This is a genomic window from Actinomadura kijaniata (genome assembly GCF_014138665.1).
In the GTDB taxonomy this organism is placed as follows: Bacteria; Actinomycetota; Actinomycetes; order Streptosporangiales; family Streptosporangiaceae; genus Spirillospora; species Spirillospora kijaniata.
The window spans coordinates 561,975-575,764 of sequence record NZ_JACJIA010000003.1; the positions used below are offsets into that span (position 1 = coordinate 561,975).

Genomic DNA, 13,790 nt, shown 5'->3' on the forward strand with positions numbered 1-13,790 from the left:
GCATGGTTCGCATCACGGACTGTAGCCCAGGTCAACGAACGGGTTCCGGAGAACGGGCCGTGACGCGCGCGCGTTACGGCCCGGGGACACGGCGAAGAGGTTACCCGCCGGTCGGGGGTCCTCAGACCGGTTCGTGGGAACGCGGCACCGGGGGAACGGGCTGGGGGGCCACGTCCGGCGCGGCGCGGCGGGCCGCCATGCGCGGGAGCGCGACCATCAGCACGATCCCGACGACCCCGACCGTCAGGGTGCCCCCGGCCACCAGCGTCGTGGAGGGCACCGCCGCCATGCCGACCAGCCCGGCGGCCAGCAGCGACACCCAGAAGTACATGATCAGCACGGCGCGGCGGTGCGAGTGGCCGAGTTCCAGCAGCCGGTGGTGCAGGTGCAGCTTGTCCGGCGCGAACGGCGACATCCCCTGGTTGGTGCGCCGCCACACCGCCAGCAGCATGTCCAGGAACGGCACCGCCGCGACGGCCGGGACCAGCAGCAGCGGCACCCAGAAGGGGAACAGCCCGTACTCGCCGAGCAGCGTCGGGTCGAAGTTGCCGGTGAGCAGGATCGTGGAGGAGCTCAGCAGCAGCCCGATCAGCATCGAGCCGGTGTCGCCCATGAAGATGCGGGCGGGGTTGAAGTTGTGCGGCAGGAAGCCCGCGCACATGCCGACCAGGATCGCGGCGGTCAGCGTCGCGCCGTCCAGCGTGGTCAGGCCGTTGGACTTCGACAGCAGGTAGGCGTAGGAGAACAGCGCCAGCGCGGCGATCCCGACGACCCCGGCGGCCAGGCCGTCCAGGCCGTCGATGAAGTTCACCGCGTTGATCGTGGCGACCACCACCAGCACCGTCAGCGGGACGCCGTAGGAGGGCGGCAGCGACAGCGGCTCGCCGTTGGGCATCGGGATCACGTAGAGCTGCACGCCCTGCATGATCAGGATGCCCGCCGCGGCGACCTGCCCGGCGAACTTGGTGAGGGCGTCCACGCCCCAGCGGTCGTCGGCGATGCCGACCAGCACGATCAGGCCGCCCGACAGCAGCAGCGCCTTGCCGACGTTGACGTCGGCGGAGGCCAGCACCTTGCGCATCTCCGGCAGCCCCGTGGCGACCACCAGCGCCGCGACCATGCCGCCGAACATCGCCAGCCCGCCCAGCCGGGGCGTCGGGATGACGTGCACGTCGCGGTCGCGCGGCGCGGCCTGCGCGCCGAACCACACGGCGAACCGCCGCACGGCCGGGGTCAGCAGGTAGGCCACGAGGGCGGCGACCAGAATGGTGAGCAGGTACTCCCGCACTCCCGCTGCCTCCCCCTCGTCGACGACCTCAATCCGATAGACGTCCGGGGACCGCGTCGCGGTTCACTCCGGCCGTGTCGGGCCAACTCTATTCCTACCGCCCGTTGACCGTTGCGTTATCCGATGCGCCACTCCGGTGGACATGGGTCACGGCGGCCCCCAGAACGCCCAACGCGATCCCTGTCACGGACATGTCCCCCACCCCGTACTCCCAGGGCCCGTCGGCCACGACCTCGGTTCCGGCGTCGGCGACCACCAGGGCGATCCCCGATGTGAGCAGCAACGCCCCGGGCCGCCGCCCGAGTTCCCGGATCCGCTCGCGCCGCCGCGCGACCAGGGCGGTCCCGCCCAGCGCGAGCGCCAGCGCGGCCGGCCCGAGCCAGGTGCCCCGCCAGTGCGGGCGGGCGTAGCGCGGCGGCGGGACGGCGACCGCGCCGCGCGGCAGCCGCACCCGCACGACCATCCCCTCGCGGGGCCGCAGCCCGGTCTGGGTGAAGTCCACGGCGAACGGGCCGTCGCGGTGCCGCAGGCAGCGGGTCACCGCGGGCGGCCGCCCGGCGTGGCAGCCGGCCTTGCGCAGCGGGACCGGGGCCTCCACCCGCACGGCGGCCTCGCCGATCGGCACCTCCCAGGTGTCGCCGACCGCGTCCCACACCAGCTCGTCGCGGTCGGGGTGACGGGTGAACGCCCCGGCCACCTCGTACTCGATCACGTAGGCCTGGCGCCCGCGCACCTTGCGGCCCTCGTCGCCGACCCTGATGCGCACGGAGTTCGGCATGCGCAGGGTGGCGACGCGGGCGGGCGCGCCGGTGGAGGAGCCGCTGCGGACGTTCCGCACCTCGTACAGCCGCCGCCCCTTGCGGTAGGGGACGCGCCGGATGATGCCGCGCCCGCCGTCGGCGGTGAAGTCGTAGGTGATGGTCTCGCGGACCCGCAGGACCGCGTCGGACCCGATCGCGAGCCGCACGTCGAACGTAGGCACGCTGTCGCGGAACAGGACCCGCCCGTCCCCCGCGCCCACCGTACCCGTCGTGCCCGCCGTGTCCGGCCCGGCCGCGTCGGCGCGGGCGGGCAGCCCGAAGACGACGGTCGCCAGTAGGACTCCCGCCGCCGCGAGCATCCCTCCGCCGTACCTCTGGGGCATCGCCGATCACCGCCGGTAATCCCGGCGTAACAAGCCGATTGCTCTACGTAATTTCCGGTCGCTCTCCGCATAGGCTACGTGGCGTGTCCACCGCCTCGCAGTCCACTTCCGCACCCCGGTGCCTGTGCGCCCTGGCGTGCGGCGCATGCCTGGCCGTGTCCGCGGTGACCTGCGTCACGTCCTGTGCCCGCGGGCCGGTGCTGTCGGAGTCGGCCGTCCGGCTGCGCACCGACGTCGCGCTGGTGCTCGGCCACAGCGCCCGCCGGTTCGGCGTGCAGCCCCGCGCCCTGGCCGACCACTCCGTCCCGTGCGGCGACGGCCTCGCCCGCCGCACCCTGCGCGCCGAGGTGCGGCTGCCGTCCGGAGCGCCGCCCCGCGCGCTGATCGACCAGGCCACGGCGCTGTCGCTGGACGCCTCGGCGCAGCGCGGCTACCGGCTGACGGGCCCGCCGAGCGGGCCGCGCCGCGACCGCTCGTTCACGCTGACCCGCGCCGTCCCGCAGGTGACGCTGACGGTGCGGCTGCGCGGCGGCCGCCACCCGACGATGACCCTGGACGGCACCACCGCGTGCCTTCCGGACGACACCTGAGGGACGAACCTGACATAGTTCCATGCCCGTGAGGGGCGTCGACGGAACCAGCTGGCCGCGCGTGGCCGATCTCGCCGTTCCCGCCGCGGCGGCGACGATCCTGCTGTGGCTGACGAGGGGCATGGCCGCCGAGCCCGGCGCGGAGCCGACCTCCTTCCAGTGGACGGCGACGGTCGTCACGGTCGCCGTGACGTGCGCCGCGCTGGTGCTCCGCCGGTGGGCGCCCGTCCCGGTGTTCGGCGTGGTGCTGGTCACCGCGGCCGCGGGCGCGCTGCTGATCGACCATCCCGACACCGTCGTCTACGGGCTCGTCGAGGTGGTCGCGTTGTACTCGGTGGCCGCGCACCTCGACCGCCGGACCGCGACGCTGGGCGGATGCGCGGCGTTCGCGGTCGCGTTGATGCTCGGCGTTCCGGTGCGGGACGGTCCGCAGAGCCTGCTGGCCGAGCTGGTGCTGGACGCCGCGCTGTACATGGCGGTCGTCGCGTGCGGGCAGTTGCGGCGGCAGCGCAAGGAGCGCCGCCGGGAACTGGCCGCGCGGCTGGCCGCCGCCGACGCCGAACGCCGCGCCGCCGCCCTGGCCGAACGCCACCGCCTGGCCCGCGACCTGCACGACGTCGCCGGGCACCACCTCAGCGCGGTCGTGGTGCACAGCGGCGCCGTCGCGGGCGTCGGGGACCCGGAGCTGGCGCGGCAGGCGCTGGGCGCGGCGGCCGAGAAGGGCCGCGAGGTGCTCAAGTCGCTCAGCCGCCTGGTCGACGTGGTGGGCGCGCAGTCGGTGGACGGCGACCTGCGGACGGTGCTGCCTCCGCTGTGCCGGGGCCTGTCGGAGTTCGGGGTGCCGGTCGCGCTGGAGGTGGAGGGCCGGGCCCGGCGGGTGCCGCCGGAGGTGGGGTTCGCGGCCTACCGGATCGTCCAGGAGGCCCTCACCAACGCCGTGCGCTACGCGGCCGGGGCGCCGGTCCGGGTGACCGTCCGCTACGTGCCGGGCTCGCTGGAGCTCACCGTTGCCAACGACGCGCCCTCCGGCGGGGGGACCGCCCCGGGGCTCGGCTCCGGCCGGGGCGTGGCCGGGATGGCCGAGCGCGCGACCGAACTCGGCGGCACGCTCCGGGCGGGCCCGGACGCGGCGGGCGGCTGGACGGTCGCCGCCGCGCTGCCGACCGGCGGCGGCCCGCGCCGGGGACCGGGCTGGGACGAGGCCCTGGACGCGGCCGCGATCGCGATGTGCGCGGTGCTGCCGCTGGTGGCGTTCACCCCGCCCGACCCCCTCGTGCGGGACTTCCCCGGCTGGGCCGTGCCGCTGGTCGCGGCGGCGCTGGCCGCCCGGACCGCCCCCCTGTGGTGGCGGCGGCGCGCGCCCCGCCTCGCGGTGGCCGCCCTCGCCGTGACGACGCTGGTGTGCGGGACGGCGGCCGCGCTGTGGCGGCCGGAACTGCTGCCGGTGCTGATGTTCGGCTGCGGCGCGGAGATGGTCGCGGTGTACTCGGCCGCCTGCTACGGCGGCCGGACCGCGCCGACCTGGCCCGCCGCCCTGTTCGCCGCCGCGCCGTGGGGGGTCGTGCTCGGGCTGGTGATGGTGGAGCCCGCCGACGCCCGCGCGGGCCTCGCCCCCGCCCTCCTGTTCGGGCTGCTGGCCGGGGGGACGGCGGTGACGGTGGCGCTGCTGCCGTTCTGGGTGTGGGGCCGGCTGGTCGCCGCCCGCAGCCGCCACTGGGAGACCGAGGCGCTGGCGACCATGGCGGCCCACACCGGCCAGGCCGTGCTCGCCGAACGCGACCGCGTCGCGCGGGGCCTGCGCGGCGGCGTCCTGGACCACACCGGGCGGCTGGTCCGGGTCGCTGAGGCGGGCCTGGCCGGGGACGCCGACGACCGGCGGGCGGCGCTGACGGCGGCCGCCGACGAGGCGCGCGCGGCGCTGACCGGGATGCGCGCCCTGCTGGCCGCCATGGAGGAGCCCGGGTCCGCCGGGCGGCCTTAGGGTCGGTACGGGGAACCGTGACCGAACGGAACGAGGGGATGCCCGAACGGGACGCGCCGCGCGCCGGCTGGCCGAGCACGGCCGACTTCGCCGTGCCCGCGCTGCTGGCCGCCGTCCAGCTCGCCGGGACCCGGGCGGTCCCCGCGCTGGACGAGGGCGGCGGCGGGCCGCTGGCGCAGTGGCAGTGGAGGGTCGCCACCGTCTGCGTGCTGCTGTCGTGCGTCGCGCTGATCTGGCGGCGGGTGGCCCCGGCGCGGGTGCTGGCGGCGACCGTGCTGGTCGGCGGCGCCGGGGTGCTGCTGATCGGCCGCGCCGACACGCTGGTCGGCGGCGTCGCCGACGGGGTCGCGCTGTACTCGCTGGCGGTCCACCGGGGGCGGCGGGCCGCGGTGCTCGGCGCGCTGGCCGCGTGGGCGGCGGCGTTCCTGATGCACCTGCCCAACCGCGAGGGCGCCGGCGACGTCGTCATGAACGAGGTGTTCAACGGGCTGTTCTACATCGCCGTCGCCGCGCTCGGGCAGGTGCGGAGGCAGCACAAGGCGCGCCGCCGGGAACTGGCCGCCCAGCTGGCCGCCGCCGACGCCGAGCGCCGCGCCGCCGCGGCCGCCGAACGCGACCGCCTGGCCCGCGACCTGCACGACGTCGCCGGGCACCACCTCAGCGCGGTCGTGGTGCACAGCGGCGCCGCCGCCCGCGTCGGCGACCCGGACCTGTCCCGGCAGGCGCTGTCGGCCGCCGCCGACACCGGCCGCGACGTGCTGGACGCGCTGACCCGGCTGGTGGACGTGGTCGGCCCGGAGAGCGACGGCGGGGGCCTGGAGGAGCTGCTGCCGCCGCTGTGCCAGGGGCTGACGCGGCTCGGCGTGCCGGTGTCGCTGGCGTTCGAGGGCCGCGCCCGGCGGGTGCGCCCGCAGGTGGTGACCGCCGCCTACCGGATCGTCCAGGAGGCCCTCACCAACGCCCTGCGGTACGCACCGGGCGCGGCCGTGAACGTCGAGGTGAACTGCTCCTCCGGCGCGGTGCGGGTGTCGGTGGTCAACGCCCCGCCCGCCGACGAGCCGCCCGTCACGACCCTCGGCGGAGGCCGGGGCATCGAGGGTATGCGCGAGCGCGCGGAGGCGTTCCACGGCACGCTCAGCGCCGGGCCGACCCCCGCGGGCGGCTGGGCCGTCGAGGCGGTGCTGCCCACCGCCCCGGCGGGCGGGCGGCGCGGGCTCGGCTGGCCGGAGGTGGTCGACGGGATCGTGCTGGCGTTCTGCGCGGCGCTGCCGTCGCTGCTGGCGTTCGCGCCGCCCGACGCGGTGCTGCGCGGCTGGCCGCTCGCCGGGGGCGCGGCCGTGGTGGCGGGGCTGACGCTGCGCGCGGCCCCGCTGTGGTGGCGGCGCGGCCACCCCTACCGGACGCTGCTGACCCTGACGGCGGTGGACTGCGCGGCGGCGGGGCTGCTCGCGCCGTACTCGCTCGACCTGGTCGTGCTGCTGATGATCGGTCTCCCGGCGGCGATGTTCGCGGTGTACGCCGTCGGCCGCTACGCGTCCGGCCGCCCGACCTGGCCCGCGCCGTTCGTCGCGGCCCTGGCCTGGGGGGCGCAGTTCGGGGTGCTGCTGGCGTTCAGCGACGAGACCGCGCCCCGGGAACGCGTTCCGGTGCTGGTGTTCGGGATCCTCATCGGGTACGGGTTCGGGCTGCTGGTGCTGCTGCCGTTCTGGGCGTGGGGCCGCACCGTCGCCCGCCGGGGCCGCCGCTGGGAGGCCACCGCCCTGGCGACGATGGCGGCCCGCACCGGCGAGGCCGTCCTCGCCGAACGGCACCGCGTCGCCCTGGGCCTGCGCGGCACGGTCCTGGACCACACCAGCCGCCTGGTCCGCGCCGCCGAGGCGGGCCTGGCCGGCTCCACCGAGGACGCCGCCGCGGCACTGTCAGCGGTGGCCGACGAGGCGAGAGCCGCCCTGATGGACATGCGCGCCCTGCTGGACGCGATGCAGGAGGACACCGCGCCCCCCTATGACAAACCCCACACCCCCGCCCCACCCCTATCTTGATCATTTGTTCCGGTGCACGCTGGGGGAACAGACGACGCGTTTCGGTCGAACACGGGATTGACCTTCCGGCCGTCCCACCGCGGCCCGGGACCGACGCCCCCTCCCGGCAGGGTGAGGCCAACCCCCTTCGACGCACGCCGATCCTTTCCGGTTCGGGCGGAACGATGCGAATTTTGTCGCACTCCCAGCGGCATAAAAACCGCATAAGCCCCGGCGATCTTCCTGCTACGGTGTTCCGCGTTCTCCCAGAACCGATCCCCCTTTGGAGGGAAATATGCGTCGTCTCGCCACCGTGGCGATCACGACCGGCGCCCTGATCACGGGCCTGGCCGCTACCACTACCCCCGCCATGGCGGAGAGCAAGGCCACCCTGGTCGCGGGCTCCCAGGTCCAGGAAGGCACCGTCGTCGGCGGTGTCTCGGCGAAGGCCGCCAAGAAGTTCAGCCTGTACAAGTCGGGCCACAAGGGCACCCAGGCCTGGGGCTCGTACTGGTGGTCCAAGAGGAACAACCGGACCTACCGCAACGTGGAGATCTACATCAAGGACGTGCGGAAGGGCAAGCGGTCCTGCGTGGACTTCCGCTTCCACCCGACCGCCGGCCAGAAGAAGGGCGGCGCGGGCGTCCGCTGGGCCCTGATGTACCACCCGGGCGGCACCACGAAGGCCGCCAAGGGCCGCGTCTACTCGCCGAACCGCGGCCGCATCTACATGCGCGAGTGCGAGGGCTACCCCCGCAGGGACGGCAGCTTCAAGATCACCTCTGTCGGCGGCTGGCGCTGGTTCAGCTAAGAGCCGCAATTGAAGAGCGCCCCACCACCTCGGTGGGGCGCTCTTTGTGCGCTCCGGGAAGCGCGGGTTCCGCGTCCCCGAACCACCAGACCGCATCGGCGGCCCCGGCGAGGGGAAGAACCGACCGCCGTTCGGATCCACGAATCCGATCCACGCCGATAGGCGGCGCCCGAAAAATCCGCTTTCAGTTCTGAAACGTCCAACGGCCCCGCGCGGCACGAACTCCAGGACGGCCCGCGCCCGGATGCGTCGTGGGCCCCAGCAGGGCTTCCATGAGAGGTCAGGGGCGACGAGGTCCGCGTTCGAGGTCGTCCTCAGGCCGCCCGCCACCGCGTTCCAACGCCCAGGCGCGCGAACCCGGTCGGGGTGCCGCGCGCGGCACCCCGATGCGTCGCCATGTGCGGCGGCACCGCCCGCCTCAGGGGGTTCCGCGGCGCGGACGCCCTATTTCGCGTCGTCCTTCTTGTCGAGGGAGACCGGGGGCTCCTCGGGGAGGTCCGGGAGGGGCTGGTCGGTCCTCTCGTCCTCGTCGTCCTCGTCGGTCAGCAGCACGCCGACCACCGCGCGGATCTTGTCCGCCGGGATCGCGCCCTCGCGCAGCAGCCGCGGCACCGCGCCCGTCAGGTCCACGATCGTGGACGGCTCGGCGCGGCCGGACGGGCCGCCGTCCAGGTACACCGAGACCGAGTCGCCGAGCATCTTCTCGGCCTCCTCGGCGGTGCGGGCGGCGGGCTGCCCGGTCAGGTTCGCCGACGAGACCGCCAGCGGGCCGGTCTCCTTCAGCAGCTCCACGGCCAGGTCGTGCATCGGCATCCGGACGCCCACGGTGCCCCTGGTCTCGCCCAGGTCCCACAGCAGGTTCCGGTTGGCGCGGCAGATGATCGTCAGCGCGCCCGGCCAGAACTCGTCCATCAGGTCCTGGCCGTAGGTGCCGAGGTCCTCCACCAGCGCGGTCGCGGCGCGCACCGAGCCCACCAGCACGGGCGGCGGCATGTCGCGGCCCCGGCCCTTGGCGTCCAGCAGGGACTGCACGGCGGGCGGGGTGAACGCGTCGGCCCCCACCCCGTAGACGGTGTCGGTCGGCAGCACGACCAGCTCGCCGCGCCGCACCGCCGAGACCGCCTCGGCGATTCCGCGGGTGCGCTCCATCGGGTCGGAGCAGTCGTAGCGTCGGCTCACGAGGGACATCCTTCCAGGAATGTCGGCGCGGGTCAGTCGGTTCCGAGGCGTGCCGTGACGAAGCGGTCCCGGTTGGTCAGGTCGCGGCGGTTGCGCACGTCGCGCCAGCCGTTCTCCTCGGCGAAGATCCAGTAGACGGCGTTGCCCTGCAGGTCGGAGTGCTCGACCGCGACGTAGCCGCCGGGCCGCAGCAGCCGCCGGGCCGTCTGCTCCACCACGCGGATGGCGTTCAGGCCGTCGTCGCCGCCGCCCCACAGCGCCGCGTCCGGGTCGTGGTCGCGCACGTCGCGCGGCACGTACTCCCACTCGCTCATCGGGATGTACGGCGGGTTGCTGATCACCATGTCGACGGTGCCGTTGAGCTCCGGCAGCGCCGTGCCGAAGTCGTCCAGGTGCAGCCGGACCCGGCCGCGTTCGTCCAGCTCCTCGACGTTGCGGGTGGCGTGCACGAACGCCGTCGGGTCCTTCTCCACCGCGTGCACGCGGGCCCGGGGCATCTCCTGCGCGATCGACAGCGGGATCGCCGCCGACCCGGTGCCCAGGTCCACCACCAGGGGATCCTGGACGTCCATGTCGCGCAGCTTCTCCAGCGTCCAGCCGACCATCACCTCGGTCTCGGGGCGCGGCACGAACACCCCCGGCCCGACCTTCAGCTCCAGGTAGCGGAAGAACGCGCGGCCGGTGATGTGCTGGAGCGGCTCGCCCGCCTCCCGGCGCGCCACGTACTCCCAGAACCGGGCGTCGAACGCGCTGTCGGGCACGGTGTGCAGCTCGCCGCGGGGGACGCTGTGGACGGCGGCGGCCAGTTCCTCGGCGTCGGTGCGCGGCGAGGCCACGCCGGCGTCGGCCAGCCGTGCGGTCGCCCTGGCGATCTCGTCGAGGAGCAGGTTCATGATCCTTGGGCTTCGGCCAGGCGGCGTTCCATGTCGGCGTCGACCAGGGACTGGGTCACGTTGTGCAGGTCGCCGTCCAGGACCTGGTCGAGGTTGTAGGCCTTGTAGCCGACGCGGTGGTCGGAGATGCGGTTCTCGGGGTAGTTGTAGGTGCGCACCCGCTCGGAGCGGTCGACGGTGCGGACCTGGCTCTTGCGTTCGGCCGCGGCCGCCGCGTCGGCCTCCTCCTGCGCGATGGCCAGCAGCCGGGAGCGGAGGATGCGCAGCGCCTGCTCCTTGTTCTGGAGCTGGCTCTTCTCGTTCTGGCAGGACACCACCACGCCGGTCGGCAGGTGGGTGATCCGGACGGCCGAGTCGGTGGTGTTCACGCTCTGCCCGCCGGGCCCGGACGAGCGGTACACGTCGATCCGCAGGTCGTTGGGGTCGATCTGGACGTCGACGTCCTCGGCCTCGGGCGTGACCAGCACGCCGACGGCGGAGGTGTGGATGCGGCCCTGCGACTCGGTGGCCGGGACGCGCTGCACGCGGTGCACGCCGCCCTCGTACTTGAGGCGGTGCCAGGCCCCCTCCTCGCCGCCCTTGGACTTCACCGCGACGGTGACGTCCTTGTAGCCGCCCAGGTCGGAGGGGTGAGAGTCGATGATCTCGGTCTTCCAGCCCTGGCGCTCGGCGTACCGCAGGTACATCCGCAGCAGGTCGCCGGCGAACAGCGCCGACTCCTCGCCGCCCTCGCCCGCCTTGACCTCGAGGATCACGTCCTTGTCGTCGTTGGGGTCGCGGGGCACCAGCAGGCGCCGCAGCCGCTCCTCCAGCTCCTCCTGGCGCTTCTCCAGGTCGGTGGCCTCGGCGGCGAACGCAGGGTCCTCACCGGACAGCTCGCGCGCCGTCGCCAGGTCGCCTCTCGTGCCGGTCAGCTCCCGGTAGGTCTCGACGATGGGGCGAAGTTCGGAGTAGCGCTTGCCGAGCCTGCGCGCCAGCCCCTGGTCGGCGTGCACGGAGGGGTCGGCGAGCCGCCCCTCGATGTCGGCGTATTCGCTGATGAGCTCGTCGAGATTCACGATGAACGTCCTGGCCTTCTCCGGCCGTGTGCGGCCTCCGGTTCCGACTTCGAACGGCCCGGGGACGCCTGCCGCGTGGGCTGGTGTCCCCGGGCCGTCCCTGCCTGTGCTGTCCGCGGGCTACTTGGCCTTCTTGCCGAAGCGCTGCTCGAAGCGCGCCACCCGGCCGCCGGTGTCCAGGATCTTCTGCTTGCCCGTGTAGAACGGGTGGCAGTTGGAGCACACGTCAGCGTGGATCACGCCGTTCTCGGCGGTGCTGCGGGTCTCGAAGGTGTTCCCGCACGTGCACGTCACGGTGGTGACGACGTAGTTCGGGTGGATGTCGGGCTTCATGAGAGTCTCCTCGCTAGGGGCGGTCGCCGGGCGCTCCCCACGCACGGTCCTGTCCTGTGACAGGCCGTGTGCGTGTCGGGGATCGTGAACCGGTACCACAGCGGTTGCACACCAAGTGTGCCAGATACCCGAACGTGCCGAGGTCACCGGGCATTCCCGAGCACGGCCGGCGTTCAGCCCCCGGCGCGCCCCAGGTACGCCAGAACGGCCATCACGCGCCGGTGGCCGCCCTGGGCGGGCTGGAGGCCGAGCTTGGCGAAGATGTTGGAGATGTGCTTCTCCACGGCCCCCTCGGTGACCACCAGCTCCCCGGCGATGGCCCCGTTGGAGCGGCCCTGCGCCATCAGCGCGAGCACCTCCTGCTCGCGCGGGGTGAGGTCCTGGAGGGGGTCGCCCGAGCGCCGCCGCCCCAGCAGCTGGCCGATCACCTCGGGGTCGATCACCGTTCCCCCCGCCGCGATCCGGCGGACCGCGTCGATGAACTCGGCGATGTCGGAGACGCGCTCCTTGAGCAGGTAGCCGACGCCCTCGGCGCCGCCGCCGATCAGGTCGGTGGCGTAGCGCTCCTCCACGTACTGCGACAGCACCAGGATCGGGGTGCCGGGAACGGCCTCCCGCACCTTCAGCGCGGCCCGCAGCCCCTCGTCGGTGAACGACGGCGGCATGCGGACGTCCACGATCGCCAGGTCCGGCCGGTGCTCCCGCACCAGTCCCAGCAGCCCGGGCCCGTCGCCGACGGTGCCGACCGTCTCGATGCCCGCGTCCTCCAGCAGCCGGACGATTCCCTCGCGCAACAGCACCGAGTCCTCGGCGATCACTACCCGCATGCCCCCCATTATCCGGGGTTCGCGGTCGTCCGGCCGGACTTTGGTGATCACCACGAGCAGGGCAGGTCGGCCCGGATGATCGTGGGACCGCCGGGCGGGCTGTCCACGATCAGCATGCCGTCGATGGTGGCGGCGCGGTCGGCCAGCCCCGCCAGCCCGCCGCCGGGCTCGGCCTTCGCGCCGCCGACCCCGTTGTCGATCACCTCGACGACCACCCAGCCGTCCTCGCGGGCCACCCGGACCGAGGCGCGGGTGGCGCGGGCGTACTTGGCGATGTTGGCCAGGGACTCGGCGACGATGAAGTAGGCGATCGACTCCACGGCGGCCGGGGGGCGTTCGGGCAGGTCGACGTTCACCTCCACCGGCACCGGCGCGCGTCCGGCCAGCCCCGACAGCGCCGGGTCCAGGCCCCGGTCGGTGAGGATGGCCGGGTAGATGCCGCGCGCCAGGTCGCGCAGCTCGGTGATGGCCTCCTTGGTGCCCGCGTGCGCCTGCTCGATCAGCGCGCGGGCGCCCTCGGGGTCGCTCTCCAGCTTGGCGCGGGCGCGGCCGATGTCCATCGCCACGGCCAGCAGCCGCTGCTGGGCGCCGTCGTGCAGGTCGCGCTCGATGCGGCGGCGTTCGGCCTCGACGGCGTCGACGCCCCGGGCGCGGCTGGCCTGGAGGCGTTCGGCGCGGGCCCGCAGCTCCCGGTTCTCGCTCTGGGAGACGTTGGGGCCGAGCAGCATCCGCGCGAACCAGGCGTGCCCGATCGCGACCGTGCGGGTGACGTACATCGCCGCCACCGCGATGACCAGCCCGAACGCGGCGATCGGCAGCGCCTCGACCGGGCTTCCGGCCCAGTAGGACACCGCGCCGAACCCGACCTCGACGCCCCGCTCGTCGAACAGCACGACCACCGGGAGGGAGACCAGAGCCATCGCCGGGAGCCACAGCACCAGCATGACCGTGGCCTCGGCGAACGCGACCGGGAACAGCAGGACCAGGTAGAGCAGGTCCTTCCAGCTGGCCGGGTCGGTGGCCATGGTCCGCAGCTTGGTCAGCGGGTTGAGCCCCCGGGGCAGCGGCCGGTACGGGCTGGGGATCGCCACGCCGAACGCGAGCCGCACCAGCGCCCGGTCCAGGACCGCCGCGAACCGCCACGTCACCATCAGCGCCACCAGCATCGGGATGCCGATCCAGATGACCGACAGCCCCAGCGCGAGCGGGAGCCCGATGGCCAGGACGAGGAACCAGCCGAACGCCAGTGCCACGTGTGTCTGCAGGTAGACCGCCGACGCCCAGGTCAGCGGCGACCGGGCCATCGCCGCGGGCCGCCACGACCCCTCGGTGACCGTCCGCCCGGGTACCCGCCAGGCCGCCCGCACGGCGGCCCCGCTCACTTCGCTCACTTTCGCCCTCCCCCGGCCGGTCTCTCCACGGTACGGCCCGGAACGTCTCCAGCCTGCCCGCCCGGCGGCGGCCGGGCCATCCGGCGTCCCAGCGAGTACGGGGTGGGGCTAGCCCCACCCCGCCATCCCCACGAGGATCAGCGACCTTCCTGGCCCGATGACAGGGCCCCGGCGGCGGGGGCGGGGCGGGGGCTCCGGTCCAGGAGTCGGCGAGGGCGCACAGGTCGTCCAGGGCCCGCTCGACGCGGACCCGCTCGCCGGTCGCCAGCAGGTC

General features: G+C 74.3%; 12 protein-coding genes. 4 read left to right on the forward strand and 8 right to left on the reverse strand.

Annotated features, from left to right (window positions below; all coding sequences use genetic code 11):
* Nucleotides 1-121: 121 nt before the first annotated feature.
* Nucleotides 122-1,288, reverse strand: a complete 1,167-nt coding sequence (locus HNR61_RS14805; protein WP_182843694.1) for a glycosyltransferase family 4 protein — start codon at nt 1,286-1,288, stop codon at nt 122-124.
* Between the two features lie 94 nt (nt 1,289-1,382).
* Entirely contained in the window at nt 1,383-2,432 is a 1,050-nt protein-coding gene (locus tag HNR61_RS14810; RefSeq protein WP_182843695.1) for a DUF2207 domain-containing protein, read from the reverse strand.
* A gap of 83 nt (nt 2,433-2,515) precedes the next feature.
* On the opposite strand from HNR61_RS14810, the gene HNR61_RS14815 reads away from it, so the two are divergent.
* The 4 genes from HNR61_RS14815 to HNR61_RS14830 all read left to right on the forward strand — a co-directional run bounded on the left by HNR61_RS14815 (nt 2,516) and on the right by HNR61_RS14830 (nt 7,835).
* Complete coding sequence (locus HNR61_RS14815; protein WP_182843696.1) at nt 2,516-3,022, forward strand: hypothetical protein; 507 nt, start codon at nt 2,516-2,518, stop codon at nt 3,020-3,022.
* A gap of 22 nt (nt 3,023-3,044) precedes the next feature.
* A complete protein-coding gene (locus tag HNR61_RS14820; RefSeq protein ID WP_182843697.1) occupies nt 3,045-5,003 on the forward strand; it encodes a sensor histidine kinase in 1,959 nt (652 codons plus the stop codon).
* A 17-nt stretch (nt 5,004-5,020) separates the two neighbouring features.
* Entirely contained in the window at nt 5,021-7,045 is a 2,025-nt protein-coding gene (locus HNR61_RS14825; protein WP_182843698.1) for a sensor histidine kinase, read from the forward strand.
* A gap of 274 nt (nt 7,046-7,319) precedes the next feature.
* On the forward strand, nt 7,320-7,835 hold the full coding sequence (locus tag HNR61_RS14830; RefSeq protein WP_182843699.1) for a hypothetical protein: 516 nt from the start codon (nt 7,320-7,322) through the stop codon (nt 7,833-7,835).
* 444 nt (nt 7,836-8,279) lie between these two features.
* Here HNR61_RS14830 and HNR61_RS14835 read toward each other — a convergent pair whose 3' ends face one another.
* The 6 genes from HNR61_RS14835 to HNR61_RS14860 form a co-directional block, all read right to left on the reverse strand.
* Complete coding sequence (locus HNR61_RS14835) at nt 8,280-9,014, reverse strand: L-threonylcarbamoyladenylate synthase (RefSeq protein WP_182843700.1); 735 nt, start codon at nt 9,012-9,014, stop codon at nt 8,280-8,282.
* A gap of 32 nt (nt 9,015-9,046) precedes the next feature.
* Nucleotides 9,047-9,907: a peptide chain release factor N(5)-glutamine methyltransferase gene (gene prmC, locus HNR61_RS14840; RefSeq protein WP_182843701.1), complete on the reverse strand. Its 861-nt coding sequence runs from the start codon at nt 9,905-9,907 to the stop codon at nt 9,047-9,049.
* The gene (gene prfA, locus HNR61_RS14845) at nt 9,904-10,965 is read right to left on the reverse strand and encodes a peptide chain release factor 1 (RefSeq protein ID WP_182843702.1); all 1,062 of its coding nucleotides are present in this window, start codon (nt 10,963-10,965) and stop codon (nt 9,904-9,906) included. Before prfA ends, prmC begins: the two co-directional genes overlap by 4 nt.
* A 120-nt stretch (nt 10,966-11,085) precedes the next feature.
* A complete protein-coding gene (rpmE, locus tag HNR61_RS14850) occupies nt 11,086-11,298 on the reverse strand; it encodes a 50S ribosomal protein L31 (protein ID WP_067813822.1) in 213 nt (70 codons plus the stop codon).
* A 173-nt stretch (nt 11,299-11,471) separates the two neighbouring features.
* Entirely contained in the window at nt 11,472-12,125 is a 654-nt protein-coding gene (locus HNR61_RS14855) for a response regulator transcription factor (RefSeq protein WP_182843703.1), read from the reverse strand.
* 47 nt (nt 12,126-12,172) lie between these two features.
* Nucleotides 12,173-13,516, reverse strand: coding sequence for a sensor histidine kinase (locus HNR61_RS14860; RefSeq protein WP_312897910.1), 1,344 nt, complete (start codon nt 13,514-13,516; stop codon nt 12,173-12,175).
* Nucleotides 13,517-13,790: the final 274 nt, after the last annotated feature.